Annotated in this window: 20 protein-coding genes; 4 read left to right on the forward strand and 16 right to left on the reverse strand. The window is 73.7% G+C overall.

The window, feature by feature from the left end; all coding sequences use genetic code 11:
• Nucleotides 1-208: 208 nt before the first annotated feature.
• The 4 genes from der to ACWD4A_RS30210 form a co-directional block, all read right to left on the reverse strand.
• The gene (gene der / locus ACWD4A_RS30195; protein WP_451198775.1) at nt 209-1,675 is read right to left on the reverse strand and encodes a ribosome biogenesis GTPase Der; all 1,467 of its coding nucleotides are present in this window, start codon (nt 1,673-1,675) and stop codon (nt 209-211) included.
• Between the two features lie 87 nt (nt 1,676-1,762).
• Nucleotides 1,763-2,350: a lysophospholipid acyltransferase family protein gene (locus ACWD4A_RS30200; RefSeq protein WP_451198804.1), complete on the reverse strand. Its 588-nt coding sequence runs from the start codon at nt 2,348-2,350 to the stop codon at nt 1,763-1,765.
• A 64-nt stretch (nt 2,351-2,414) separates the two neighbouring features.
• On the reverse strand, nt 2,415-3,158 hold the full coding sequence (gene cmk / locus ACWD4A_RS30205; RefSeq protein ID WP_451198777.1) for a (d)CMP kinase: 744 nt from the start codon (nt 3,156-3,158) through the stop codon (nt 2,415-2,417).
• A 102-nt stretch (nt 3,159-3,260) separates the two neighbouring features.
• Nucleotides 3,261-4,346 carry a prephenate dehydrogenase gene (locus tag ACWD4A_RS30210; protein ID WP_451198778.1) on the reverse strand — a complete coding sequence of 362 codons (1,086 nt, stop codon included), beginning with the start codon at nt 4,344-4,346 and terminating at the stop codon, nt 3,261-3,263.
• A 149-nt stretch (nt 4,347-4,495) separates the two neighbouring features.
• Between ACWD4A_RS30210 and ACWD4A_RS30215 the strand changes: the two genes are divergently transcribed.
• Nucleotides 4,496-4,858, forward strand: coding sequence for a DUF952 domain-containing protein (locus ACWD4A_RS30215; protein WP_451198780.1), 363 nt, complete (start codon nt 4,496-4,498; stop codon nt 4,856-4,858).
• A gap of 83 nt (nt 4,859-4,941) precedes the next feature.
• Here ACWD4A_RS30215 and ACWD4A_RS30220 read toward each other — a convergent pair whose 3' ends face one another.
• From ACWD4A_RS30220 to ACWD4A_RS30260, 9 genes are all read right to left on the reverse strand, one after another.
• A complete protein-coding gene (locus ACWD4A_RS30220; RefSeq protein ID WP_451198781.1) occupies nt 4,942-6,375 on the reverse strand; it encodes a pseudouridine synthase in 1,434 nt (477 codons plus the stop codon).
• The gene (scpB, locus tag ACWD4A_RS30225; protein WP_451198783.1) at nt 6,375-7,064 is read right to left on the reverse strand and encodes an SMC-Scp complex subunit ScpB; all 690 of its coding nucleotides are present in this window, start codon (nt 7,062-7,064) and stop codon (nt 6,375-6,377) included. Before scpB ends, ACWD4A_RS30220 begins: the two co-directional genes overlap by 1 nt.
• Entirely contained in the window at nt 7,061-7,993 is a 933-nt protein-coding gene (locus ACWD4A_RS30230) for a segregation and condensation protein A (RefSeq protein WP_451198784.1), read from the reverse strand. The genes scpB and ACWD4A_RS30230 overlap by 4 nt, the downstream gene beginning before the upstream one ends.
• Before the next feature lie 146 nt (nt 7,994-8,139).
• The gene (locus ACWD4A_RS30235; protein ID WP_451198785.1) at nt 8,140-8,673 is read right to left on the reverse strand and encodes a hypothetical protein; all 534 of its coding nucleotides are present in this window, start codon (nt 8,671-8,673) and stop codon (nt 8,140-8,142) included.
• Complete coding sequence (locus ACWD4A_RS30240; protein WP_451198786.1) at nt 8,658-9,785, reverse strand: ParA family protein; 1,128 nt, start codon at nt 9,783-9,785, stop codon at nt 8,658-8,660. Before ACWD4A_RS30240 ends, ACWD4A_RS30235 begins: the two co-directional genes overlap by 16 nt.
• 331 nt (nt 9,786-10,116) lie before the next feature.
• Entirely contained in the window at nt 10,117-11,232 is a 1,116-nt protein-coding gene (ald, locus tag ACWD4A_RS30245) for an alanine dehydrogenase (protein WP_451198805.1), read from the reverse strand.
• Between the two features lie 149 nt (nt 11,233-11,381).
• Nucleotides 11,382-13,451, reverse strand: a complete 2,070-nt coding sequence (locus ACWD4A_RS30250) for a tetratricopeptide repeat protein (protein ID WP_451198788.1) — start codon at nt 13,449-13,451, stop codon at nt 11,382-11,384.
• Nucleotides 13,452-13,693: 242 nt separating this feature from the next.
• Nucleotides 13,694-14,326: an NUDIX domain-containing protein gene (locus ACWD4A_RS30255; RefSeq protein WP_451198789.1), complete on the reverse strand. Its 633-nt coding sequence runs from the start codon at nt 14,324-14,326 to the stop codon at nt 13,694-13,696.
• A gap of 72 nt (nt 14,327-14,398) precedes the next feature.
• On the reverse strand, nt 14,399-16,048 hold the full coding sequence (locus tag ACWD4A_RS30260) for a CTP synthase (RefSeq protein ID WP_451198791.1): 1,650 nt from the start codon (nt 16,046-16,048) through the stop codon (nt 14,399-14,401).
• 483 nt (nt 16,049-16,531) lie between these two features.
• Here ACWD4A_RS30260 and ACWD4A_RS30265 point away from each other — a divergent pair, with 483 nt between their 5' ends.
• Nucleotides 16,532-18,334, forward strand: coding sequence for a glycoside hydrolase family 15 protein (locus ACWD4A_RS30265; protein WP_451198792.1), 1,803 nt, complete (start codon nt 16,532-16,534; stop codon nt 18,332-18,334).
• Here ACWD4A_RS30265 and ACWD4A_RS30270 read toward each other — a convergent pair.
• Nucleotides 18,331-19,668: an MFS transporter gene (locus ACWD4A_RS30270; protein ID WP_451198794.1), complete on the reverse strand. Its 1,338-nt coding sequence runs from the start codon at nt 19,666-19,668 to the stop codon at nt 18,331-18,333. The genes ACWD4A_RS30265 and ACWD4A_RS30270 overlap by 4 nt on opposite strands.
• 97 nt (nt 19,669-19,765) lie before the next feature.
• Here ACWD4A_RS30270 and ACWD4A_RS30275 point away from each other — a divergent pair, with 97 nt between their 5' ends.
• A complete protein-coding gene (locus tag ACWD4A_RS30275) occupies nt 19,766-21,358 on the forward strand; it encodes a PucR family transcriptional regulator (protein WP_451198795.1) in 1,593 nt (530 codons plus the stop codon).
• Between the two features lie 289 nt (nt 21,359-21,647).
• Here ACWD4A_RS30275 and ACWD4A_RS30280 read toward each other — a convergent pair whose 3' ends face one another.
• Nucleotides 21,648-22,778: a glycosyltransferase family 4 protein gene (locus ACWD4A_RS30280; protein WP_451198798.1), complete on the reverse strand. Its 1,131-nt coding sequence runs from the start codon at nt 22,776-22,778 to the stop codon at nt 21,648-21,650.
• Between the two features lie 241 nt (nt 22,779-23,019).
• A complete protein-coding gene (gene recN, locus ACWD4A_RS30285) occupies nt 23,020-24,774 on the reverse strand; it encodes a DNA repair protein RecN (RefSeq protein WP_451198799.1) in 1,755 nt (584 codons plus the stop codon).
• Between the two features lie 153 nt (nt 24,775-24,927).
• Here recN and ACWD4A_RS30290 point away from each other — a divergent pair, with 153 nt between their 5' ends.
• A complete protein-coding gene (locus ACWD4A_RS30290) occupies nt 24,928-26,370 on the forward strand; it encodes a S41 family peptidase (protein ID WP_451198801.1) in 1,443 nt (480 codons plus the stop codon).
• The last annotated feature ends 75 nt before the right edge of the window (nt 26,371-26,445 follow it).

Raw genomic sequence — 26,445 nt, forward strand, 5'->3', positions numbered from 1 at the left:
GCCACCAGCCGACAGGCATCCCCCAACGAGAACACCCCCGCCACATGCGCCGCAGCAATCTCACCGATCGAATGCCCCGCGACGAAATCCGGGCCCCCGGGCCCGGCCGTCGGACCGCTCCTTGCCGTCTGACTACTTCTTGTTGCGCCCGCGCGCCGTGCCTGCCCGGGGGCAACCCCCGGACCCCCGGCCGGTCCGCCCGCGCGCCCTACTTCTTGTTGCGCCCGCGCTTCTCGCGCACCCGGACCGAGATGTGGATCGGGGTGCCCTCGAAGCCGAACTCCTCGCGCAGGCGGCGCTCGATGAAGCGGCGGTAGCCCGCCTCCAGGAAGCCCGAGGCGAAGAGGACGAAGCGCGGCGGCTTGGTGCCCGCCTGCGTGCCGAAGAGGATGCGGGGCTGCTTGCCACCGCGGACCGGGTGCGGGTTCGCGGCCACGATCTCGCCGAGGAAGGCGTTCAGCCGCCCGGTCGGGATGCGGGTCTCCCAGCCCGCCAGCGCCGTCTCGATCGCCGGGACGAGCTTCTCCATGTGGCGGCCCGTGCGCGCCGAGACGTTGACCCGCGGCGCCCAGGCGATCTGACCGAGCTCGGTCTCGATCTCGCGCTCCAGGTAGTAGCGGCGCTCCTCGTCCAGCGTGTCCCACTTGTTGAACGCGATCACCATCGCGCGGCCGGCCTCGACGGCCATCGTGATGATGCGCTGGTCCTGGACGCTGATCGACTCGCTGCAGTCGATCAGGATGACGGCGACCTCGGCCTTCTCCACGGCCGCCGCGGTGCGCAGCGAGGCGTAGTAGTCCGCGCCCTCCTGGAGGTGGACGCGGCGGCGGATGCCGGCGGTGTCCACGAACTTCCAGGTCACGCCGCCCAGTTCGATCAGCTCGTCGACCGGGTCGCGGGTGGTGCCCGCCAGCTCGTTGACGACGACCCGCTCCTCGCCCGCGACCTTGTTGAGCAGGGAGGACTTGCCGACGTTGGGGCGGCCGATCAGGGCGATGCGGCGCGGCCCGCCGGTCCCGGCGCCGCCGAAGGTCTGTGCGGGCGCCTCGGGCAGCGCCTCCAGCACCGCGTCCAGCATGTCGCCGGTGCCACGGCCGTGCAGGGCGGAGATCGGGTGCGGCTCGCCGAGGCCCAGGGACCACAGGGCGGCGGCGTCGGCCTCGCCGGACTGGCCGTCGACCTTGTTGGCGCAGAGCACGACGGGCTTGCCGGCCCGGCGCAGCAGCTTGACGACGGCCTCGTCGGTGTCGGTGGCGCCGACGGTGGCGTCCACGACGAAGACGACCGCGTCGGACGCCTCGATGGCGTACTCGGCCTGCGCGGCCACGGAGGCGTCCAGGCCGAGCACGTCCTGCTCCCAGCCGCCGGTGTCGACGACCTTGAAGCGGCGGCCGGCCCATTCGGCCTCGTAGGTGACGCGGTCGCGGGTGACGCCGGGCTTGTCCTGGACGACGGCCTCGCGGCGGCCGATGATGCGGTTCACCAAGGTCGACTTGCCGACGTTGGGGCGGCCGACGACGGCGAGCCGGGGCAGCGGGCCGTGGCCCGCCTCCTCCAGGGCGCCCTCGATCTCCTCGGCGTCGAAGCCCTCCTGCGCCGCGAGCTCCATGAACTCCGCAAACTCGGCGTCGCCAAGCTCACCGTGCTCGTCGCCGGAGTGGATCTGGTCGTTCATGAAGTCCGTTCCTCGGTTCTTCCATTGCGGCTCCCGCCGCGTGGTGGTCATCGGCGGACCACGGGTGGTCCGCTACTCAAGTCTCGTTCAGCGGCCGGTCAGCCGCTTGGCGTCCGCCAGGTGCGCGGCGAGCCGCTCCTGGATGCGCACGGTCGCCTCGTCCAGCGCCTTGCGGGTGCGCCTGCCGCTGCCGTCGCCGGCCTCGAAGGCGTCCCCGAAGACGACGTCGACCCGGGAACGCAGCGGCGGCAGCCCCTGCACGACCCGGCTCCGCCGCTCGGCACTGCCGAGCACGGCCACCGGCACGATGGGCGCCCCCGACCGTACGGCGAAGTAGGCCAGGCCCGCGCGGAGCGAGGCGAAGTCGCCCTCGCCCCGGGTGCCCTCGGGGAAGATCCCCAGGACGCCGCCGTGGTCCAGGACCTCCAGCGCCCCGGTGATCGCGGTGCGGTCGGCCGTGGTGCGGTCGACCTTCAGCTGCCCGATGCCGCGCAGGAAGGGGTCCAGCGGGCCGACGAACGCCTCCTTCTTGATCAGGAAGTGCACGGGCCGGGGCGCGGTGCCCATCAGCATCGGACCGTCGATGTTGTGGGAGTGGTTGACCGCCATGATGACGGGCCCCGTGGCGGGCACCCGCCAGGCGCCCAGCACACGGGGCTTCCACAGCCCGTACATGAGGCCGATACCGATCCGTCGGCCGACGGCGGCACCGGACGCGGAGGCCGTCACGCCGACCGCTTCACGCACTCCCGGTCCCACTCCGGCGCTCCTCCACGAGGGTCACCACGCACTCGATGACCTGGTCCAGGGTCAGCTCGGTGGTGTCCACCTCGACCGCGTCGTCCGCCTTGGCGAGCGGCGAGGTCTTGCGGCCGGAGTCGGCCGCGTCCCGCTTGATCAGGGCGGCCTGGGTGGCGGCCAGGTCGGTGGCCTCCTTGCCCTTGAGCTCGCCGCTGCGGCGGGCGGCGCGGGCCTCCGCCGACGCGGTCAGGAAGATCTTGAGGTCGGCGTCGGGCAGCACGGTGGTGCCGATGTCCCGGCCCTCGACCACGATGCCGTCCGGGGCGGCCGCGGCTATGGCCCGCTGGAGCTCGGTCAGCCGGGTGCGCACCTCGGGGACGGCGCTGACCGCGCTGACCGCGGAGGTGACCTCCTGGGTGCGGATGGGCCCGGCGGCGTCGGCCCCGTCGACCGTGATGGTCGGCGCGGACGGGTCGGTGCCGGAGACGATCTCCGGCTTGTCCGCGACGGCGGCCACGGCCGCGGCGTCGCGGACGTCGATGCCGTTGGTCAGCATCCACCAGGTGATCGCCCGGTACTGGGCGCCGGTGTCCAGGTAGCTCAGCCCGAGCTTGGCCGCCACGGCCTTGGAGGTGCTGGACTTGCCCGTGCCGGAGGGACCGTCGATGCCGACGACGACTGCTGCCGGTGCGCTCCGGGCGGCGGATACGGCATTGCCGACGTTGTTCACGGTGTCAGACACCTTCCTCGTGCACGGGGTGGGGATTTTTCCGGCGGTACGGACGGTGAGTCCTATACAGCCTCAGACAAGGTTACTGGCTCACCGCCCGTACTCTCGCCGGGCCTACTGCCGGATCGACCAGCCGCGCTCCTTCAACGTCGCGACCAGGCCGGACACCGCGCGCGGCTCGACCATCAGCTGGATCAGGCCCGCCTGCTGGCCGGTGGCGTGCTCGATGCGGACGTCCTCGATGTTGACGCCCGCCCGGCCCGCGTCGGCGAAGATCCGGGCGAGCTCGCCCGGCTGGTCGCCGATCAGGACGGTCACGCTCTCGTACGCCGCGGGGGCCGCGCCGTGCTTGCCGGGGACCCGGCTGCGGCCCGCGTTGCCGCGCCGCAGGACGTCCTCGATGCCGGCGGCGCCGTCCTCGCGGTCCTCCTTGTCGGCGGAGTCCAGGGCGCGCAGGGCCCGGACGGTCTCGTCGAGGTCGGCGGCGACGGCGGAGAGGATGTCGGCGACGGGGCCGGGGTTGGCGGAGAGGATGTCCAGCCACATCTCGGGGCTGGAGGCCGCGATACGGGTCACGTCGCGGATGCCCTGGCCGCACAGCCGCACGGCGGTCTCGTCGGCGTCCTGGAGGCGGGCCGCGACCATGCTGGAGACCAGCTGCGGGGTGTGCGAGACGAGGGCGACGGCCCGGTCGTGGGCGTCCGCGTCCATGACGACGGGGACGGCCCGGCACAGGGCGACCAGTTCGAGGGCGAGGTTGAGGACCTCGGTGTCGGTCTCGCGGGTGGGGGTGAGCACCCACGGACGGCCCTCGAAGAGGTCGGCGGTCCCGGCCAGCGGGCCGGAGCGCTCACGGCCCGCCATGGGGTGTGTGCCGAGGTAGCCGGTGAGGTCGCAGCCGAGCGCCTCCAGGTCGCGGCGGGGGCCGCCCTTGACGCTGGCGACGTCGAGGTAGCCGCGGGCGCGCCCGGCGCGGATGGCCTCGGCGAGGGTGGCCGCGACGTGCGCGGGCGGCACGGCGACGACGGCGAGGTCGACGCGGCCCTCGGGCTCCTCGTCCGTGCCCGCGCCGAGGGCGGCGGCCGTACGGGCCCGGTCGGGGTCGTGGTCCGTGAGGTGGACCTGGACGCCACGGCTCTGGAGGGCGAGCGCGACCGAGGTGCCGATCAGTCCGGTGCCGATGACGAGGGCGGTTCTCACTGGCGGTGTCCTTGCGGAGGGCGGTGTCCTCGCGGAGAGCGCGGAACGGGGTACGGAGCGTGCCCGGCCAGCCTAGTCACCCGCTCCCGCGGCCGTCCGGGCGGCCGCCCTCCGGGACTGACGGGCCCGCGTCCGGTACAACCACGTACATGATCTACCACGTGGTGCCCCTGGACGACTGGCTGGCCGTGCCCGACCGCCCGTACTCCCCCGCCTCCCTCTCCGAAGAGGGCTTCGTGCACTGCTCTCCCGACGAGGAGACGACCCTCGCGGTGGCCTCCGCCTTCTACCGCGAGACCCCCGGCCCGCTGATGGTGCTGCTGATCGACGAGCACAAGCTGGACGTGATGGTGCGGTGGGAGGCGGCGGACCCCGCGCCGCCGCCCGGGGTGGCCCCCGGGACTCTCTTCCCGCACGTGTTCGGCCGGATCAACCGCGAGGCGGTGGACGGGATGATGGAGATCCAGCGCGACGAGGACGGACGGGCGACGGGGCTCGCGGTCTGGTCCTGACGCACGAGAACGCCGGGCGGACCGCTGGTGCGGCCCGTCCGGCGTCCGTCCCGCGTGCGGGACCTGTGCGCGGCCTGCGCGACCTACAGGTCGACCTCGCGCATGAGCATGCCGACCTCGGTGTTCGTCAGACGGCGCAGCCAGCCCGACTTCTGGTCGCCGAGGGCGATGGGGCCGAAGGACGTGCGGACGAGCTTCTCGACCGGGAAGCCGGCCTCCGCGAGCATGCGGCGGACGATGTGCTTGCGGCCCTCGTGCAGCGTGACCTCGACGAGGTAGTTCTTGCCGGTCTGCTGGATGACCCGGAAGTTGTCGGCGCGGGCGTAGCCGTCCTCCAGCTGGATGCCGTTCTTCAGCTGCTTGCCGATGTCGCGCGGCAGCGGGCCGGTGATGGCGGCCAGGTAGGTCTTCTGGACGCCGTACCGGGGGTGCGTCAGGCGGTGGGCCAGCTCGCCGTGGTTGGTGAGCAGGATGATGCCCTCGGTCTCCGTGTCGAGGCGGCCGACGTGGAAGAGCCGGGTCTCGCGGTTGGTGACGTAGTCGCCGAGGCACTGGCGGCCGTCGGGGTCCTCCATGGTGGAGACGACGCCCGCGGGCTTGTTGAGCGCGAAGAACAGGTACGACTGGGTGGCGACGGTCAGGCCGTCCACCTTGATCTCGTCCTTGTCCGGGTCGACCCGCAGGCCCTGCTCGGTGACGATCTGGCCGTTGACCTCGACACGGGCCTGCTCGACGAGCTCCTCGCAGGCGCGCCGCGAGCCCATGCCCGCGCGGGCCAGCACCTTCTGCAGACGCTCGCCCTCCTGCTCGGCGCCGGGGAAGGTCTTGGGCGTCTTGACCTGCGGCTTGTTGTGCCGCTCGCGGTTGCGCTCCTCGATCTTGGCGTCGAGCTCGCGCGGGCGGGCCGGAGCGTAGCCGTGGCCGCGGGCGGGGCCGCTGCTGCGGCCGCCGGAACCGGCCGTGGAGCTCCTGCGGGGGCCGCCCTTGGCACCGCCGCGGGCCGAGGCGCCGCGACCGCTGGTGGGGCCGGTGGTACGACCACTGGTGGCACCGTTGCGGGTGCGCTCGGCGTCGGGGCCCACGTCGTAGCGGCGCTCCTCCGGGCGCGGCCGGCGCGGACGCTCCTGCGGCCGGTCGTCGCGCCGGTCATCACGACGGTCATCACGACGGCCATCGCGCCGGTCGTCACGGCGGTCGTCGCGCCGGTCCCCGGGGCGTCCGCCGTCGTAACGGCCGCCCTCGGAGCGGCCACCGCCCGGGCGCCCGCCGCCCGAGCGCGGGCCGTCGAAGCGGCCACCGCCGGAGCGACCACCCTCAGGACGACCGCCGCCGGAGCGGCCGCCCTCGGGACGTCCACCGCCGGAGCGGCCACCGCCCGAGCGCGGGCCGTCGAAGCGGCCGCCCTCGGAACGACCGCCGCCCGAGCGCCCGCCACCGGAGGCCGGACGGGGAGATCCGCCTCGCCCGCCCCGGTCGTCCCGGTTGCCGCTTCCGCTGTTCCTGCCGCTGCTTCGCATCAAAGTTCCGTCTTGTCGTCCGCTTCGGTGTCCGGTGCGTCCGGATCGAACGACGGCACACCTTCCTGAGTGTCGCCCTCGATCGCGTCCGCCTCGGGGAGGAAGGGCGCGAGCTCCGGGAGCTCGTCCAGGCCCCGCAGGCCCATTCGCTCCAGAAAGTAGTTCGTCGTCCTGTACAGGATCGCACCTGTTTCGGGTTCCGTCCCCGTCTCCTCCACCAGACCGCGCTGGAGGAGGGTGCGCATGACGCCGTCGCAGTTCACCCCGCGTACGGCGGAGACCCGCGAACGGCTGACCGGCTGACGGTACGCGACAACGGCCAGGGTCTCCAGCGCGGCCTGTGTCAGCCGGGCCTGGCGGCCGTCCAGGACGAAGGCCTCGACGGCGTCGGCGTACTCCGCGCGACCGGCGAAACGCCAGCCCCCGGCCACGTTCCGCAGCTCGAAACCGCGCCGCTGGACGGTGTACTCGTCGGCCAGCTCGCGCAGCGCGTCGGCCACCTCGCGGCGGCCGCGCTCCAGGACCCGGGCGAGGTACTCCTCGGCGACGGGCTCGTCGACCACCATGAGGACGGCCTCCAGCGCGGGCTTGAGGTCGAGCCCGGCGACGTCCCGCGTCCCGGCGGGCGCCGTCTCCGTGGCACCGGTGGCTTCGTCGGCCTCGGTGGCATTCCCCTGCGTCTGCGTCACGCTGTCGCCTCCCCGGCCTCGCCGGCCGTCGTCTCGCGGTCGAATTCGTCGGTCACCAGCGGTGCGTCCTCGCCGGTGCCCGTCCAGTGGACCGTCAGGGCGCCCAGGGCCTCGTCCTGGTCGAGGGCGACGGCGCGCTCGCGGTAGAGCTCCAGCAGTGCCAGGAAGCGGGCCACGACGGTCAGGGTGTCGGGGGCGCCCTCGACGAGCTGCTGGAAGCTGGCCCGCCCGGCCGACCTCAGCCGGGCCACCACCACCTGCGCCTGCTCCTGGACGCTGACCAGCGGCGCGTGGATGTGCTCGGTGTACACCTGCGGCTCGGCGCGGGGCCGCATCGCCTTGACGGCGAGCTCGGCGAGCCCCTGCGCGCCGATGCCGAGGACGACCTCGGGCAGCAGCTCGGCATGGTGGGGCTCCAGGCCGACCGTACGGGGGTGGCGGCGCTCCTCGGCGGCCAGCCGTTCCCCGAAGATGTCGGCGATCTTCTTGTACGCGCGGTACTGGAGGAGCCGGGCGAAGAGCAGGTCCCTGGCCTCCAGCAGGGCGAGGTCGGCCTCGTCCTCGACCTCGGCAGCGGGCAGCAGCCGGGCCGTCTTGAGGTCCAGCAGGGTCGCGGCCACCACCAGGAACTCGGTGGTCTGGTCGAGGTCCCAGTCCGGGCCCATGGCACGCAGGTGCGCCATGAACTCGTCAGTGACCTTGGACAGGGCCACCTCGGTGACGTCCAGCTTGTGCTTGGAGATCAGCTGGAGCAGCAGGTCGAAGGGGCCCTCGAAGTTGTGGAGGTGAATGGTGAACCGGCCGTCGCGCGCTTCCGGGGTGCCCTGTTCCGGGGTCGCGGGCGCCCCGGCACCGCCGTCGTCGGTGTCGGCGGGCAGCGCCCCTCCGGGGCCGTGGCCCAGGGTTCGGCGGGTGTGCGGGGCGGGCATCGGGTGGCGTCGCTGTCCAGTGGTTCGCGTGGCGGTACGGGGGCTGCCCCACGGGCACGTACACACCTGCACGGGCCTGTGGGGCCGTAGGGGGCCGCCGTGGGGCGGTCCCGCACTACGGACGGGCAGGCTATCGGCGAAAGCGCTCAGCGGCCGCGCAGGCGGCGCACGAGGATGCTCGCGTCGCCCCGCGACTCCAGGTCGGCGAGGACGACGGCGACGGCCTCCCGGACGATCCGGCCGCGGTCGACGGCGAGTCCGTGCTCGCCGCGCAGCACCAGCCGGGCGTGTTCGAGGTCCATGAGCTCCTCGGCGGAGACATAGACGGTGATCTTCTCGTCGTGGCGCTCGCGGCCGCTGGGGCGGCGGTTGGCGGCCCGGCCGCGGCGGCGGCCCTGCGCGGGGGCGACGGGCTCGCCCCGGCCGACGGTGCGCTCCTGCGCCGCGGCGGCGGGCCGCCGCTCGCCCGCGGCCTCCCGGTCGGTGCCCGCGGCGGCACGCCCGCCGTGCTCGGCCTGGCCGTCGCCGCCCTCCGCGGACTCGGGCTCGGCGGCCGGGCCGGGGACGCGGGGGGCCGCGTCGGCCGCCGACTGTCTGCGGGGGGTGGAGGACTGCAGCCCGCTTCCCCCGGTGGTGCGGAACAGTTCGTCGGCGCCGGGCAGACTCACTCGGCGTGACACCGGGCGAGCACCTCCCTGGCCAGCTGACGGTAGGCGGCGGCGCCCACGGAGTTGGACGCGTACGTGGTGATCGGCTCGCCCGCGACCGTGGTCTCCGGGAAGCGGACCGTACGGCCGATGACCGTGTGGTAGACGTGGTCGTCGAAGGCCTCGACCACGCGCGCCAGGACCTCGCGGCTGTGCACGGTCCGCGAGTCGTACATGGTGGCGAGGATGCCGTCGAGCTCCAGGTCGGGGTTGAGCCGCTCCTGGACCTTCTCGATCGTCTCGGTGAGCAGGGCCACGCCGCGCAGCGCGAAGAACTCGCACTCCAGCGGGACGATCACCTTGTGAGCCGCCGTCAGGGCGTTGACGGTGAGCAGACCGAGCGAGGGCTGACAGTCGATCACGATGTAGTCGTAGTCGGCCAGCAGCGGCTTCAGGGCGCGCTGCAGCGTCGACTCGCGCGCGACCTCGCTGACGAGCTGGACCTCGGCCGCTGACAAATCGATATTGCTGGGCAGCAGGTCCATGTTGGGCACGGCCGTCTTCAGGAGCACCTCGTCGGCCGCCATGCCCCGCTCCATGAGCAGGTTGTAGACCGTCAGGTCGAGCTCCATCGGGTTGACGCCGAGGCCGACCGAGAGCGCGCCCTGCGGGTCGAAGTCGACGAGCAGCACCCGGCGTCCGTACTCCGCGAGTGCCGCGCCCAGGTTGATGGTCGAGGTGGTCTTGCCGACCCCGCCCTTCTGGTTGCACATCGCGATGATCTTCGCGGGGCCGTGGTCGGTCAGCGGACCGGGGATGGGGAAGTACGGCAGGGGACGCCCGGTCGGGCCGATGCGCTCGCGGCGCTGCCGGGCAGCGTCGGGCGCGAGGGTGGCCGCGTACTCGGGGTCGGGCTCGTACTCCGCGTCAGGGTCGTAGAAGTGCCCCTCGGGCACGTCCTCGTAGTCGGCGAGCCGGGCGGAATCCGCTCCGCCGCGGTCGCCGGCCATGGCGTTCACGTGATGGCCGTCCATGCTCTGGTGGGCTGTCGGTGTGCTCTGGATGTTCTGGTGTGCCGCGAAGGTGTGGACAGCGACGGAGCCGACAGCTTCGAGTCCCCTGGGACTCTGGCCCTGCGCAGACATTCCTGGGTGACCACCCCCGGGAGCAAATGTCGACTCATTCACAAGTCGTCCTACCTCCTTGGTGACCAGGAAACATCTAGATAGGTCAGCGTTGCACCATGCCGACGGTTGGCGACTCTATGGCGTGTCGGCGGTCCGCAGCAACACAATCCGCCGGAGACGGCACGATGTGTCGGCAATCGAACACCCATCTGTCAAGGGTGTGCGACCCGCGACCCTGAAGTTTCGCGGGTCACCGAAACGGCCGGGAAACCGGGCGGAAACGGGCCGGCCGGGCCTTGCTCGGCAAGGCCCGGCCGGGTGCGCATTCCTGGCGTGTCGTGTTGACGACTCAGCCGAGGAGGTCGCTCAGTTCGATGTACGGCAGGCCGTGCGCCTCGGCGACGGGGCCGTAAACGACCTGTCCCTCGTGGGTGTTGAGGCCCTTGGCGAGCGCGGCGTCGCGGCGCAGCGCGTCCTTCCAGCCGCGGTTGGCCAGCTCCACGATGTAAGGCAGCGTGGCGTTGGTCAGCGCGTAGGTGGAGGTGTTCGGCACGGCGCCCGGCATGTTGGCGACGCAGTAGAAGACCGAGTCGTGGACCTCGAAGGTCGGCTCCGCGTGGGTGGTCGGCCGGGAGTCCTCGAAGCAGCCGCCCTGGTCGATCGCAATGTCGACAAGTACACTTCCGGGCTTCATCTTGGCGACGAGCTCGTTGGTGACCAGCTTGGGGGCCTTGGCGCCCGGGATCAGCACGGCGCCGATGACGAGGTCGGCCTCGACGACGGCCTTCTCCAGCTCGAAGGCGTTGGAGACGATCGTCTGCACCTTGGTGCCGAAGATCTTGTCGGCCTCGCGGAGCTTGTTGATGTCGCGGTCGAGCAGGGTGACGTGGAAGCCCATGCCGACGGCGATCTGCGCGGCGTTCCAGCCGGAGACGCCGCCGCCGATGACGACGGCCTTGCCCGCGGCGACACCCGGGACGCCGCCCGGCAGCACGCCGCGGCCGCCGGCCGCGCGCATCAGGTGGTAGGCGCCGACCTGCGGGGCCAGCCGGCCCGCGACCTCGGACATCGGGGCGAGCAGCGGCAGGGCACGGCCCGCGGTCTCGACGGTCTCGTACGCGATCGCGGTGGTGCCGGACTCGAGCAGCGCGTCGGTGCACTCGCGGGAGGCGGCGAGGTGCAGGTACGTGAAGAGGGTCTGGCCCTTGCGGAGGCGGTGGTACTCCTCGGCGATCGGCTCCTTGACCTTCAGGAGGAGGTCGGCGGTCTCCCAGACCTCGTCCGCGGTCTCCAGGATGTTCGCGCCCGCGGCCGTGTACTCGGCGTCCGTGATGGAGGAGCCGACACCGGCGCCCTGCTCCACGTAGACCTGGTGGCCGTTGCGCACGAGCTCATGCACGCCGGCGGGCGTGATGGCCACGCGGAACTCGTTGTTCTTGACCTCGCGGGGGATGCCGACCTTCACGTCGATCACGGTCCTAAATCAGAGAATGACAGGCTATTCCGGGAATGCCGGGGCACACCAGAGCAGACCGCGGCGACCGCGGCCCAACCAGTCTAATGAAGGATGTCGCCCTGTCTAGCCTTGCAAAGCGCCAATCTTCTGACGATCGACTACTGATTTCGTAGGTAACCCTCGGTTGATGGGGGCTCGCGCCGAGCAGTCGGAGCGACGGAGGAAAGGGTCGATATCACCTCTCCGGCGGGGCCCGACGGCGCCGTGGCACCGGCCGCCAGCAGCCGCCCGGCCTCCTCGCGGTGCGGCTCCGCGGCCGTGGGGTCGCCCAGCCGCTCCAGCGTGTCCGCCATCCGCAGCCGGACGGCCGCCTGCAGCCGGACGTCGCCCGCCTGCCGCGCGCACTCGACCGCCTCCAGGCAGGTGCGCAGCGCGTCCTGCGACCGCCCCGCGTACTCCTGCACCCGGGCGACCTCGCTCAGCGCGCGGGCGTGCCCCGGCAGGTCGCGCAGCCTGCGGTACGCGGCCGCCGCCGCGCGCCAGTCGCGCAGCGCCTCGCCCCACTGGCCCGCATAGGTGTGCACGGCCCCGAGCCGCCCGTACACCCTTGCCTCGTCGGCGAGTTCACTCCGCGTCAGGCGCAGCTCCAGCGCCCGCCGGTACCAGTCGGCGGCCCGCTGCCAGTCGCCCAGCTCCTGGTGCGCGGCGGCGATCGACTCCAGGGACCGGCTGGTGGCGTACGGGTCGGCCGCGTCCCGCGCCGAGTCCAGCGCCTCCCGGTAGCGGCCGAGCGCGGTCCGGGTGCGGCCGGCGCGGGCGTCCAGGTCGCCGAGGTTGAGCAGGGCGGCCGCCTTCTCCAGCGGCATCTCGCAGCGCCGCGCCACGTCCAGGACGAGCTGGTGCAGGCCGTAGAGCTCGGGGCCCGCCTCCTCCGCCCCCAGGTGGGCCGTCAGCGCCCTGGTCAGCGCGGAGACCAGCCGCCGCGCGAGGGTGTCGAGCCCGCCGTCCCGCACCGCCAGCCGGGCCGCCGCGAGCAGCGCGGGGAGCCGCCCGCGCAGCCACTCCTCAGCGGCCGCGGGCGACGGGAAGCGCAGGGGCCGCGGCAGTTCGGCGAGGCGCTTGCGGGTCAGCGGGTCGCCCGTCGCGGCCGTCGCCCGGCACGAGTGCAGCTGACGGACCGTCCGCTCCAGCATCCGGGCCCGCGCCAACTCGACCTCGGCGGGCCGCTCCTGGGCCTCCAGCAGTACGCGCAGCTGCCGCATCAGGCAGCCCGGCACCCAGTACTGCGGCGGCAGCCGGACGGCCGCGGGCTCGGTCCGCAGCATGCCGCGGGCCACGAGGTCGTCCAGCGCGGTCTGCGCGGCGGCCACCGTGCAGCCCGCCAGCGCGGAGGCGGTGTGCGCGTCGGCCGCGCCCGCGGGGGCCAGTGCCAGCAGGCGCAGGATCCGGGCGGGGGAGGCGGGCATCGCCTCGTACGCGAGCCGGAAGGCGCGCGCCACCGTACGGCCCGCGCTGTCGCAGTCCTCGGCGGGCGGCAGCTCGCGCAGCCGGGTGGCGACGTCGACGACGGAGAGCTTGGGGCAGGCCGCCAGCAGGCCGCCGACCAGGACGAGCGCCGCGGGCTGGCCGCCGCACTCCTCGACGACGGCGCTCGCGGCCGTCGGGTCGCAGGTGATCCGGGTCGGCCCGGCGTACCGTTCCAGCAGCTCGACCCCGGCCGCCGTGTCCAGGCCGCCGAGGGTGCAGGGCCGTACGTCGGGCACACCGGTGAGCGGCCCGCGGGAGACGGCCACGACCAGGCAGTCGGGCTCGTCCGGCAGCAGCGGGTCCACCTGCTCGGCGCCCGCGGCGTCGTCGAGGAGCAACAGGGCCTTCCGCCCGGTGAGCGCGGTGCGCAGGGCGGCCGTCAGCTCGTCCTCCTCGGCACCGGCGGGCACGGGCGCGCCGATGGCGGTGAGCAGGGCCCGTGCGGTGCGTTCGGTGGGGACGGGCTCGCCGTCGGCGCCGGTGAGGCGGGCGCGGAGGATGCCGTCGGGGTAGTCGGCCGCGAGGCGGCGGGCGAGCTCCTCGGCGAGTGCCGTGCGGCCGGAGCCGGGGCGGCCGGCGATCAGGAGGACCCTGCTGCGGGGTGCCTTGCGGCCGGCGAGGGTGTCGAGCCCGGTGCGGTCGATGTCGGCCCGCAGCTCCTCCAACTCGCGGCGGCGCCCGACGAACACTCCGGTCTCCATGTCCTGAGCCTAGTTCACCTCCCGGTGGGGGCCCGGACATCGGGTGCCGCCCTGTTGAAGATCACCTATTCGGATTGGATCCGAACCATTGCCGCCTGCGGCGGGAGCTCCCTTCGGGAGCGTCCTCGAACGCCGGACGGGCTGGTCTTGCGGACGGTGGTCCGTAGCCTGCGGGCCGCGGATCAAAGCCCACGGTCCGGCACATCAGCCCGTCCGGCGTTCGAGGACAACGCGGCGAAGGGCTACGCCTCGAACGGCCGGGCCGGCCACGCCGCGTCCGCCGGGCGCAGGGCCGCCAGGCCGGCCTCGCCGCCGGCCAGTGCGGCGGCGAGGGACATGACCCCCACCACCAGGCAGTTGTTGTGCAGCTCGCCCGCCAGGACGCCCCGTACCAGTTCCTCCAGCGGCACCCGGGCGAGCTCCATGTCGGCCTCCTCCTCGGAGACCTCGAACCGCTCCCCCTCGGCCTCGGACAGACCCCGCGCCAGGAAGACCCGGACCGCCTCGTCGCAGCCGCCCGGCGTGGTGTAGACGTCGGTCAGCACCCGCCAGTCCTCCGCCTTGACGTGCGCCTCCTCGAAGAGCTCGCGCTGGGCGGCGTGCAGCGGGTTCTCACCGGGGATGTCGAGCAGCCCGGCGGGGATCTCCCAGAGCTTCTGGCGCACCGGGTGCCGGTACTGCCTGATCACCAGTACCCGGTCCTGCTCGTCGAGGGCGAGGACGGCCACCGAGCCCGGGTGCACCTGGTAGTCGCGCTTGACGGTGGAACCGTCCGGCATGACCACCTCGTCCGTGCGCACGCTGGTCTTGTTGCCGACGAAGGGGGTCGCGGTCGCGGTGACCCGCCACTCCTCGGGGGTGTCCTTGATGCCCATTGCTACGTCCTCCAGAAAACAGAAAACCGGGGTGGGGGCCCGGCAGGCCCCTCACCCCGGCAACCGTATAGGTCAGCCCTGCTTGCGCTGGACGGCCGCCTTCACCAGGCCCGCGAAGAGCGGGTGCGGGCGGGTCGGGCGGGAGCGCAGCTCCGGGTGCGCCTGGGTGGCGACCAGGTAGGGGTGCACGTCGCACGGGTACTCGACGTACTCGACGAGCTTGTTGTCGGGGGAGGTGCCGGAGAAGACCAGGCCGGCCTTCTCGAGCTCACCGCGGTAGGAGTTGTTGACCTCGTAGCGGTGGCGGTGGCGCTCCTCGACGTAGGGCTCGTTGTCGTAGACCTCGCGGACGATGGAGCCCTCGGCGAGCTTGGCCGGGTACATGCCCAGGCGCATGGTGCCGCCCATGTCGCCCTCGCCGGCGACGATGTCCAGCTGCTCGGCCATGGTGGAGATCACCGGGTTGGCGGTGGCCGGGTCGAACTCGGTGGAGTTGGCGCCCTCGATGCCCGCCAGGTTGCGCGCGGCCTCGATGACGACGCACTGGAGGCCCAGGCAGAGGCCCAGCAGCGGGACCTTGTTCTCGCGGGCGTAGGTGATCGCGCCGACCTTGCCGTTCACGCCGCGGTCGCCGAAGCCGCCCGGGACGCAGATCGCGTCGACGTCGCCGAGCTGCTTCTGCGCACCGGCCGGGGTCTTGCAGTCGTCGGAGGCGACCCACTTGACCTTGACCTTGGCGCGGTTGGCGAAGCCGCCGGCGCGGATGGCCTCGGTGACCGACAGGTAGGCGTCGGGCAGGTCGATGTACTTGCCGACGAGCGCGACGGTGACCTCGTGCGCGGGGTTGTGGACGCGGTCCAGCAGGTCCTCCCACTGGGTCCAGTTCACGTCGCGGAACGGCAGGTCCAGCTTGCGGACGACATAGGCGTCCAGGCCCTCGGTGTGCAGGACCTTCGGGATGTCGTAGATCGACGGGGCGTCGATGGCGGCGACCACGGCGGCCTCGTCCACGTCGCACATCAGCGAGATCTTGCGCTTGATGGCGGTGGGGACCTCGCGGTCGGCGCGCAGCACGATCGCGTCGGGCTGGATGCCGATGTTGCGCAGCGCGGCGACGGAGTGCTGGGTCGGCTTGGTCTTCAGCTCGCCGGAGGGGCCGATGTAGGGCAGCAGCGAGATGTGCACGACGAAGACGTTGTCGCGGCCGACCTCGTGGCGGACCTGACGGACCGTCTCCAGGAACGGCAGCGACTCGATGTCGCCGACGGTGCCGCCGACCTCGGTGATGACGACATCGACGTCGTCGGTCGCCATGCGCCGGATGCGGTGCTTGATCTCGTTGGTGATGTGCGGGATGACCTGCACGGTGTCGCCCAGGTACTCGCCGCGCCGCTCCTTGGCGATCACGGTGGAGTAGACCTGGCCGGTGGTGACGTTGGCGGACCCGTCGAGGTCCACGTCGAGGAAGCGCTCGTAGTGACCGATGTCCAGGTCGGTCTCGGCTCCGTCGTTGGTGACGAAGACCTCACCGTGCTGGAACGGGTTCATCGTGCCCGGGTCGACGTTGAGGTACGGGTCGAGCTTCTGCATCGTGACCCGCAGACCCCGCGCCTTGAGCAGCGCGCCCAGGCTGGAGGCGGTCAGCCCCTTGCCGAGCGAGGAGGCGACACCCCCCGTGACGAAGAGGTGCTTGGTCGTCGTGGGCTTTGCGGCAATGGCCAAAGGGGGGCTCCCGTGGTCGCGAGGTGAGGTGCGTATCGGCGATCACCCGGTTTCATTCGGGGGTGCCGTCGCTGCGGTTGGGGGGTCTTGCGCCCACCGGTCCACGGGGTACCAGGGTATCAGCGCCCCGGCGCGAACGCGTCCGCTGACGCGTCGCCCCCGGTCCGGGGGCTGCTCGGGGGCTCCTCCGGGGCTGCTCGGGGGCCGTTCCGGGGTGCCTCCGGGACCCCCGTCCGGCCCGCTCCGAGGGCGGCATCCCGGGTGGTGTCACAGGCGGTGTCACAGGCCACCCATTCGGCTCAGATTCGTCCGCCAACCGTCGCGCGTCGCACCAACTCCGCGTCGTATCCTGCTCGGACACACGCAGCGAGCCGGCCGGCACGGCACCATCCCCGCCATTTCCCGGAACAAGAGCTCGTCTAAAGATCGCTTGACCGCAGTGGGGACCCTTCGGGGTCACGTGGCCGTTCGACTGGAGATGACGTGGCCGGGCGTATCGAGGATTACGCACTGATCGGTGACATGCAGACCGCTGCCCTGGTCTGCCGGGACGGCACGGCCGACTGGCTGTGTCTCCCCCGCTTTGACTCCCATGCCGCGTTCGCCGGTCTGCTCGGCACGGAGGAGCACGGCTTCTGGCGGGTGGGCCCGGCGCATCCCTCGGGGGCGGCGCCACCGCGGGCCGACCGCCGCCGGTACCGGGGGGATTCCCTTGTGCTCGAATCCGAGTGGGACACCCCGCGCGGCACCGTGCGGGTGATCGACTTCATGCCGCCGCGCGACGGCGCGCCCCAGCTGATCAGGATCGTGGAGGGGGTCAGCGGCCGGGTGCCGATGCGCTCCGCGCTGCGGATGCGCTTCTCCTACGGGCGGGTCGTGCCCTGGGTGCACAAGGTCGGCGACCGCACGGTGGCCGTGGCGGGGCCCGACTCGGTGTGGCTGGACACCGCCGCCGAGACCTTCGGCAAGGACCTCACCACGTACTCCGACTTCACCGTCGCCCCCGGTGAGCGGGTGGCCCTGACGATCAGCTGGCAGCCCTCGCACCACGAGGCCCCGGCACTGCCCGACCCCGAGGGCTCGCTGGTGGCCACGGAGGACTTCTGGCGGGACTGGGTCGAGCACTGCACGTACCACGGCCCCTACCGGGACGCCGTCGTCCGTTCGCTGATCACGCTCAAGGCGCTCACCTACGCGCCGACGGGCGGCATCGTGGCCGCGCCGACCACCTCGCTGCCCGAGGACATCGGCGGCTCCCGGAACTGGGACTACCGCTTCACCTGGCTGCGGGACGCGGCGATCACCCTCTCCTCGCTACTGCGCACCGGCTACCGCGAGGAGGCCCGCGCCTGGCGCGAGTGGCTGCTGCGCGCGGTCGCGGGCGACCCGGAGAACCTGCAGATCATGTACGGGATCGCCGGGGAGCGGGAGCTCGGCGAGGCGGAGCTGCCGTGGCTGCCGGGCTACGAGAACTCCTCGCCCGTGCGGATCGGCAACGGCGCGGCGGGCCAGCTCCAGCTGGACGTCTACGGCGAGGTCACCGAGGCGTTGCACCTGGCCCATATGACGGGCCTGGCCCGCAACGACTACGCCTCGCTGCTCCAGCTCCGCCTGATCGGCTACCTCGAGGACCACTGGAACGAGCCGGACGAGGGCATCTGGGAGGTCCGCGGCCCGCGCCGCCACTTCGTGCACTCCAAGGTCATGGCCTGGGTGGCGGTGGACCGCACCATCAAGCTCATCGAGTCCGGCGACGTGGACGGCCCGCTGGAGCGGTGGCGCGAGCTGCGCGACGACATCCACCGGGACGTGTGCGAGAAGGGGTACGACAAGGAGCGCAACACCTTCACCCAGTCCTACGGGTCGAAGGAGCTGGACGCCTCCCTGCTGCTGATCCCGCAGATGGGCTTCCTGCCGCCCGACGACAAGCGGGTCATCGGCACCATCGAGGCGATCCAGCGGGAGCTGTCGACCCCGGACGGCTTCGTCCTGCGCTACCCGACGGCCGGGGACGAGTGCGGCGTGGACGGGCTGGAGGGCGACGAGGGGGCGTTCCTGGCCTGTTCGTTCTGGCTCGCCGACGACCTGGCGATGATCGGCCGGGTCGACGAGGCGCGGCAGCTGTTCGAGAAGCTGCTGGCGCTCCGCAACGACCTGGGGCTGCTCGCGGAGGAATGGGACCCGCGGCTCCAGCGGCAGGTGGGGAACTTCCCGCAGGCGTTCAGCCACGTGCCGCTGATCGACACGGCGCTGCGGCTCACCGCGTCGAGCGCCTTCGGGGGCTAGGGGCCGGGGGGCCGGCGCCGCTCCGGGTTCCGGAGGGCGAAGTACAGCGCGGCGGCGCTGACGGGGAGGACCAGCACGGCTGCGGCGGCGTTGAGGCCGCCGTAGCCCGCGGCGGCGACCAGGCCGCCGGAGAGCGCCCCGCCCGCCGCGCCCACCAGGTTCATCAGGGTGTCGGAGAGGCCCTGGACCTCCGCCCGGTGCTCGGCGTCGACGGACTCGCTGAGCAGGGTGGACCCGGCGACGGTCGCACAGGACCAGCCGATGCCGAGGAGCAGCAGCCCGGCCGTGATCGCCCACCGGCGGTCGCCCGCGGTGCCCGCGAGCAGGGTCGCGGCCACGTAGACCACCTGCCCGAGCAGGATCACCGGCACCCGGCCGATCCGGTCCGTCAGCCGTCCCACCAGCGGTGACAGGCCGTACATCCCGGCGATGTGCAGGCTGACGGTGAAGCCGACGAGGCTCAACGAAGCGCCGTGGTGCGAGAGATGAATGGGCGTCATCGTCATCACGGACACCATCACGGCGTGCCCGAGGACCAGTGCGGTCAGCCCGGTCAGTGCCGAGGGTGATGCCGACACATGACGCAGGGCTCCGCCCATTCGGGTACGGAACCGGACCCGGGCGGCGGCCTCGCCGGGGGCTCCGGCGGTGTTCCCGGCGGCGTTCCCGGCGGCCGACAGCAGGGGGTCGGGGCGCAGCCGTACGTGGACGATCGCCGCGCCCGCGGCGAAGGCGACGAGGGAGAAGGCGAAGGTGCCCGCGGCCTCGGGCACCCCGAGCGCGCGGCCTACGGCGGCGCCGGGGCCGCTGAGGTTGGGCCCGAGGACGCTGCCGACGGTGGTGGACCAGACGACGAGGGACAGCGCCCGTGCCCGGGAGCGGGGCGGTGCGAGGTCGGTGGCCGCGTAGCGGGACTGGAGGTTGGCGGCGGTGCCGGCGCCGATGAGCAGCATGCCGAGCAGCACCAGCGGCGGCAGGCGCGCCCCGGCGGCCAGGAGTACGGTCAGCGCTCCGACGGCGGCGACCAGCCAGCCGGTGCGGAGTCCGGCGCGGCGCCCGCGGGCCCGGGAGAGCGTGGCCAGGGGGACGGAGAGCAGGGCGGCGCCGAGGGTGGTGAGGGTGGTGCCGAACCCGGCGACGGCCTCGGAGCCCGTGAGGTGCTCGATGAGTATCCCGCCGGAGGAGATCATCGAGCCCATGCCGATGCCCGCGGCGACCTGTGCCGTCATCAGTACCCGGACGGTGTGCCGCTGGACGGCGGCGGGGTCGGCCGGGCCGGGTTCCCGGGATATGTGGGGCGACGCGGACTCGGGGCTCTCGGGGGCTGCGGTCATGCCGGACAGGGTAGGGGCGGCGCCGTGCGGCGCCTACGGTCCCCGTGGCGACGGCGGACGGTGGCCCGGCCGGGGGCGGTCCGAGTAGGTTCCGGTCATGGAAGCGCACGGGACGATCACGGTGGCGCGGGCGCTGGAGCTGCCCGCCCTGCGCAGGGGCCTGCCGGAGGTGCTGGCCGCGGGCGACCGGCTGGACCGGCCGGTGCGCTGGGTGCACGCGGGCGAGGCGCCGAACATCGCCGCGCTCCTCAAGGGCGGCGAGCTGCTGCTGACCACCGGTCTCGGGCTGGGCAGCCGCCCGGCGGAGCAGCGCGGTTTCGTCCGCGGACTGGCGGAGCGGGACATCGCGGCGCTGGTGGTCGAGCTGGGCGCGCGGTTCGCGACGCTGCCCGCCGCGGTCGTGGACACAGCCCGTTCGTACGGGCTGCCGCTGGTGCAGTTGCACCGGGAGGTGCCGTTCGTCGCGGTGACCGAGGAGATCCACACCGAGCTGGTCAACGAGCACTACGCCCTGCTGCAACGCGCCGAGGAGGTGCACCGGCAGTGCACGGAGGTGCTGCTGGGCGGGGGCGGGGTGCCGGAGGTGCTGCGGCTGTTCGCGGGCTTCGCCGGGAACCCGGTCTTCCTGCAGACGCCGGACGGGCGGCTGCTGTACGCGGCCGGGCCCGCGGGCCGGGCGGGCGCCGCCGATCCGCTCCAGGTGTGGGAGGGGCTGCGGGACACGGCGCTCGCGGGTGCGCTGACCACGGACATCCCCGGCCGGGGCCCCGGTCCGGACGCGGTGCGGGCCCGGCTGACCGTGCTCCCGGTGAACGCCCCGCTGGCGCCCGTGCACCGGATCGCGGCGGACCGCGCGGCCGGGCTGCTGGCCGTCGTCCTGCTCCGGGCGCGGCAGGAGGAGGAGCTGGCGGCGCGCGGCCGGGGCGATTTCCTGTCCGACCTCGCGGACGGCCGGGTCGACGCCGCGGACGCCCCCGCCCAGGCCCGGGTGCTGGGCTTCCGGCCGGGCCCGGGGCCGCTGCTGCCGGTGGTGCTGCAACTGCCGACGGACCTGGTGCCCGCGGACTGCTGGGCGGCGCTGGCGTGCGCGGTGCAGGAGGAACTGGCCGGGGTGGGGGTACCGGTGCTGCTGGGCGTACGGCTGCCGGAGGGGCGGATACCCCTGCTGGTGGGCCTGCGGGACGAGGCGGAGCGGTCCGCGGTCGCGGGGCGGGTGGCGGGAGCGCTGCGGTCCGGGGTGGCGCGGGCGGGCCTCCGGCAGCCGGTGGTGGTGGCCGGGGCGCCGACCGGGTGGGCGGCGGCCGGGGCGGGCCTGCGGCACGCGGCGGAGGCGGCGACGGCGGCCCGGGGCCTGCCGGACCGGCCCTGGCACGACGTGCGGCAGCTGGACGTGGACGTGCTGCTGTGGCGGTTGCGGACGCAGGGCGACCTGGCGGCGTTCGTGGACCGGGTGATCGGGCCGCTCGTCGCCCACGACCGCACGGCACGCCCGGTGCTGCTGCCCACCCTGGAGACATATCTGGCCCACGCGGGCCGCAAGGCGGAGACGGCCCGCGCGCTCCACCTCAACCGCCAGACCCTCTACGACCGCCTGGCCCGCATCGCCCGCCTCCTCGGCACGGACCTGGAGGACCCGCAGACGACACTCTCCTTGAACCTGGCGCTACGGGCGCGCAGACACGTGGGCTAGGCCTGGGCTAGGCCCTCTTCCCCAGCCCGCGGCTCGGGCTCCGCCCTGGTCCTGTGCCCGGGTGCGGCCCGGCCACCCCGGACCGCGCTCCGCGCGGTGTCCTCAATCGCCGGACGGGCTGGATTCCACGGACCGTGGCACTTTGACCTGCGGCCCGCAAACTACAGACAACGCCCGCACATCCAGCCCGTCCGGCGTTTGAGGACGCGCCCGCAGGGCGCTCCCGCCACAGGCGGCAAACGACCCGCAGCCGAGGAACCCCGCACTCGCCCAGCGGCCAGCGCCACGGCTAGCGCCGCCGGCTCAGCTCGTCGTACACGCTCAGGACATGCGCCACCGTGTCGTCCTCCGACGGCCACGTGGCCGCCTGCGCCCGTCCCGCCGCCGTGAGCTCCGCCCTCCGGCCCGGGTCGGCGAGCAGCCGGCTCACGGCCGCGGCCAGCGCGGTGGCGTCCCCGTACGGGACGAGTTCGGCGGCGTCGCCGACCAGGTCGGGGACGCCGCCGACGGCGGTGGCCACCAGGGGGACGCCCGCGTGCAGCGCCTCCTGGGCGAGCACGGAGCGGGCCTCCCAGCGGCTGGACAGGATCGCGACGTCGGCCGTCGCGAGCAGGTCCGGTACGTCGTCGCGGTGGCCCACGAGGCGGACCGGCAGGCCCTCCGCCTCGATGCGGCGCTGCAGGAGCGGCCGTTCGCGGCCCTCGCCCGCCACGATCAGCAGCGGCTCCGGGTCCAGCGCGCGCCAGGAGCGGGCCGCGTCCAGCAGGGGGCCGTGGCCCCGGTCCGGTTCCAGTCGGCCGACGGTGACCAGCAGGGGCCGGGCCACGGCGCCGAGTTCGGCGCGGGCCTTGTGCCGTGACGGTTCGTCGTCCTCCGGGGCGGGGCGCGGCGCGGGCACCGCGACCGGGGCCAGCCGGGCGTCCCGCGCGCCGCGCAGCCGGGCGCGGTCGACGAGTTCCGAGGTCACCCCGAGGACCACGGCCGCCGTGCGGGCCGCCTTCCGCTCCATCAGCCGGACGAACTGGGCGCGTGCGCCCGCCGCGCGCGCCCTCGTGTGCCAGGTGACGACCAGGGGCGTGCGCCGCCCCCGCAGCGCGAGCGCGGCCAGCACCCCCGACCGCAGGCCGTGCGCGTGCACCACGTCCGCGCCCGCCGTCGCCGCCCGGATGCGGGCGACGGCCAGGGCGTCCGGGCCGGTGCGCAGCGGTGCGAAGGAGGCGCCGCCGACGGCCCCGGCGCCCGTGAAGCCGTACCCCTCCCCCGTGCGGCGCGGCGCGCACACCGTGACCCGCAGCCCCCGGGCGACGAGCCCGGCGGCGAGGGAGCGCACGTGCGGCCCGCTGCCCGAGCCGCCCCCGCCCAGCACTTGCACTGCGTGCAGGGGTGGGCGCCCGTGCGGCGAGGCGGGTGTGCTGCTCACGCGGGTGAAGCTCCTGAATGTGGCGTCGGGCGAGGAGGGGGCGCTGCGGTGCCGCGCCCAGGATGCCAGCCGGCACCGACATCCGGGCACCACCGTCTCGCAGGTTGGCCGCGTTATCTCGCCCACGTATCCGCGGATTCACTCACATAGGTGATTCTCGGCGCCATCCGCGCCCCCGATCGCGACAACATGGCTAAGGCAACAGGGCGAACCGGCCCGCAGCCGAAGCTCGGCGCCCCGGTCAAACCCCCCGAGCCGCCGCCAGCAATTCCTCGGCATGAGCCCGCGCCAGGCGGGAATCCTCCTGGCCCGCCAGCATGCGGGACAGCTCGCGGATGCGCGCCTCCCCCTCCATCGCCTGGACGCCGCTGCGGGTCACCGAGCCCTCGTGGGTCTTCTCGACGACGAGGTGGCGGTCCGCGAAGGCGGCCACCTGCGGGAGGTGGGTGACGACCACGACCTGCGCGGACTGCGCGAGGCGGGCCAGCCGGCGGCCGACCTCGACGGCCGCCTTGCCGCCGACCCCGGCGTCGACCTCGTCGAAGAGATAGGTGGGCACGGGGTCGGAGCCCGCGAAGACCACCTCGACGGCGAGCATGACACGCGACAGCTCACCGCCCGAGGCGCCCTTGGCGATGGGCCGCGGCTGGGCGCCGGGGTGCGGGGCGAGGTACAGCTCGACCTCGTCGGCGCCGTGCGGCCCGTAGGTGACGGCCCGCCCGCCGACCTCGATGCCGTCGGCGGCGTCCGCCTCCGGCACCTCCGTCTGCCGGATCGCGAAGGACACCCGCGCGTGCGGCATGGCGAGGGAGGCGAGTTCCTCGGTGACGGCCTCGGCGAAGCGTTCCGCCGCCTCGGTCCGGGCGTCGGTCAGTGCCTGTGCCAGGTCGCCGAGTTCGGCGCGCAGCGCGTCCCGTTCGGCGGTCAGTCCGGCGATGCGCTCGTCGTCGCCCTCCAGCTCGCCGAGGCGGCCGGCGCTCTCCTCCGCCCAGGCGAGGACGCCCGCGATGTCCGCGCCGTACTTGCGCGTCAGGTGCGACAGGGCCGCGCGCCGCTCCTCCACGGCGGCGAGCCGCCGCGGGTCCGCGTCCAGGTCGGAGGCGTAACTCGCGAGCTCCCCGGCCACATCGGCGAGCAGGATGCCGATCTCGCCGATCCGGTCGGCGAGCCCGGCGAGTGCCGGGTCGTGGGAGCGTACGGCCTCGACGGCGCGCTGTGCCCCGGCGACCAGGGTGGCGGCGTCGATGCCCTCGGGGTCCTCGGGGTTCCCTGCGAGGGCGGCGTGCGCGACGGTGGCGGCGGAGGCGAGGGCCTCGGCGTGCCCGAGCCGGGACGCCTCGGCGGCCAGCTCGGTGTCCTCGCCGGGCAGCGGCTCGACGGCGGCGACCTCGTCGAGGCCGAAGCGCAGCAGGTCCGCTTCCTGCGCCCGCTCGCGGGCCCGCGTGGTCAGCCCGGTCAGCTCGGCGGCGACGGCGCGCAGCCTGCGGTAGGCCCCGGCGTACTTGGCGAGCGGCACGGCCACGGCGTCGCCCGCGTAGCGGTCGAGGGCCGCGCGCTGCCTGGCGGGCCGCAGCAGCCCCTGCTGGTCGGTCTGTCCGTGCACCGCCACGAGGTCGTCGGCCAGCTCGCCGAGCAGGCCCACGGGCACGCTCCGGCCGCCCACATGGGCCCGCGAGCGTCCCTCCGCGGAGAGGGTGCGGCTGATCAGCAGCGTGCCGTCGTCGAGTTCGGCGCCCGCCTCCTCCGCCCGTACGGCCGCGGGCGACCGGCGGTCGACGGTGATCCTCCCCTCGACGACCGCGGTCTTGGCGCCGACGCGCACCAGCGCGGGGTCGGCGCGCCCGCCGAGCAGCAGACCGAGGCTGGTGACGACCATGGTCTTGCCCGCGCCGGTCTCCCCCGTCACCGCGGTGAAACCGGGCGACAGCTCGACCACCGCGTCATCAATGACGCCCAAGGACCGGATCCGCATCTCCTCCAACACGGATACGACCATACGAGGTTCCGGGGCCCGCCCGCGACGGCCACCCCCGTCAGGGTTCCTGGGGACAGCCCCACCACCGCTCCGGGTGACCTCTCCATGGCGCCCGCGCCCCCGCGACCGGCAGGCTTTTCGCATCACGCCAGCCCGCACACCCGCGAGGTCCGCATGTCCGTCCGAAGCCGTACTCCCCGCGCCGCGGCGCTCCTCCTCGCCGCGACGGTCGCCCTGACCACCGCCATGGGCACCGGGAGCGCGGTCGCCCGCGGCCCCGGCACCGCGCCCCGCCCGGCGGCGCTCGACGGCACCTGGCGCATGGACGGCTACGGCACGGTCGTCGCCTTCGCGGGCGGCGGCCGCACGCTGCGCACGTACGAGACCACGTCCGCCGGCTGTCTGCCCGGCGAGCTGACGGCCGCCCGCACGGACACCACCGGGCCGTTCCGCCAGGACGGCGAGGCACCCGTCACGGTGACGCCGAAGGGCCGCGACCGGGCGGTGCTGGCGTTCGGCGACGACGTGGGCCACCGCACACTGCGCCGGATCGCCGCGCTGCCCGCGGACTGCCGCACCACCACCGGGCCGAGCCCGGACGCGGACCCGCGGAAGGTCTTCGACACCTTCTGGCAGACCTACGCCGAGAACTACCCCTTCTTCGCCGCGCGGCACATCGACTGGAACGCCGTGCGGGACCGCTACCGGCCGAAGATCACCGCCACGACCGGCAAGGACGAGCTGTTCTCGGCCCTCGCGGAGATGATCCGGCCGCTCCACGACGGGCACACCGGCCGGGTCGACCCGCAGCACCCCGAAGGCTTCTTCAGCGGGCACCGCGAGGACACCGTCCTCCCCGACAAGCAGGAGCGGAACCGTATCGGCCGGGCCGTCGCCGAGAGCGTCGAGGCGGCCGGCGGCAAGGGCCAACGGGCCTGGGCGGACGGGCAGATCACCTACGCCGAGCTGCCCGGCCGGATCGGCTTCCTCCGCATCACCACGTTCCAGGACTACGCCAAGGGGAACACCTACGAGGCCGACAGGGCCACCCTCACCAAGGCCCTGGACGAGGTGTTCGCCCCCGACCGGACGAGCGGCCCGGACGCCCTGCGCGGTCTGGTCCTCGATCTGCGGCTCAACGGCGGCGGCTCCGACCGCCTCGCCCTGGACGTCGCCGAACGGCTGACCGCGCGGCCGTACCCGGCCTATCTCAAGCACGCGCGGAACGACGCCCGGGACCCACGGAAGTTCACACCCGCCGAACCGATCGCGGTGCGCCCGCACCGGGGCCCGGTCCACACCGGGCCGCTGGCCGTCCTCACCAGCCGGCTGACGATCAGCGCGGGCGAGACCCTCACCCAGGCGCTGCTGGGCCGCGGCCCGGCACCGGTGCTCGTCGGGGAGAACACGCAGGGGCTGTTCTCGGACCGGCTGGAGCGGACACTGCCGAACGGCTGGCGGTTCTGGCTCCCGAACGAGGAGTACCTGAGCGCGGCCGACCACCGCACGACGTACGACGGGACGGGCATCCCGCCGACGGTCGCGACACCGCCGGACGGGGCACTGGGCGTGGCCCTCGCCCACCTGGGGAGTCCCCCAGACCCCCGACCGCGCTGACGCGCGGTGTCCTCAAACGCCGGACGGGCTGAATTCAGCCCGTCCCCACAAACATAAAAAATAACCAGGCGACAC

The organism is Streptomyces sp. NPDC002537, assembly GCF_053594975.1.

What these genes read in the sequence shown, in the direction of transcription:
- ACWD4A_RS30215 (WP_451198780.1), top strand. Translation starts at nt 4,496, where the DNA reads ATGATCTACCACGTGGTGCCCCTGGACGACTGGCTGGCCGTGCCCGAC.
- ACWD4A_RS30270 (WP_451198794.1), bottom strand. Translation starts at nt 19,668, where the DNA reads ATGACCGCAGCCCCCGAGAGCCCCGAGTCCGCGTCGCCCCACATATCC.
- ACWD4A_RS30230 (WP_451198784.1), bottom strand. Translation starts at nt 7,993, where the DNA reads ATGCCCGCCCCGCACACCCGCCGAACCCTGGGCCACGGCCCCGGAGGG.
- recN (WP_451198799.1), bottom strand. Translation starts at nt 24,774, where the DNA reads ATGGTCGTATCCGTGTTGGAGGAGATGCGGATCCGGTCCTTGGGCGTC.
- ACWD4A_RS30250 (WP_451198788.1), bottom strand. Translation starts at nt 13,451, where the DNA reads ATGGAGACCGGAGTGTTCGTCGGGCGCCGCCGCGAGTTGGAGGAGCTG.
- ACWD4A_RS30290 (WP_451198801.1), top strand. Translation starts at nt 24,928, where the DNA reads ATGTCCGTCCGAAGCCGTACTCCCCGCGCCGCGGCGCTCCTCCTCGCC.
- ACWD4A_RS30240 (WP_451198786.1), bottom strand. Translation starts at nt 9,785, where the DNA reads ATGTCTGCGCAGGGCCAGAGTCCCAGGGGACTCGAAGCTGTCGGCTCC.
- ACWD4A_RS30255 (WP_451198789.1), bottom strand. Translation starts at nt 14,326, where the DNA reads ATGGGCATCAAGGACACCCCCGAGGAGTGGCGGGTCACCGCGACCGCG.
- der (WP_451198775.1), bottom strand. Translation starts at nt 1,675, where the DNA reads ATGAACGACCAGATCCACTCCGGCGACGAGCACGGTGAGCTTGGCGAC.
- ACWD4A_RS30275 (WP_451198795.1), top strand. Translation starts at nt 19,766, where the DNA reads ATGGAAGCGCACGGGACGATCACGGTGGCGCGGGCGCTGGAGCTGCCC.
- ACWD4A_RS30200 (WP_451198804.1), bottom strand. Translation starts at nt 2,350, where the DNA reads ATGTACGGGCTGTGGAAGCCCCGTGTGCTGGGCGCCTGGCGGGTGCCC.
- ACWD4A_RS30220 (WP_451198781.1), bottom strand. Translation starts at nt 6,375, where the DNA reads ATGCGAAGCAGCGGCAGGAACAGCGGAAGCGGCAACCGGGACGACCGG.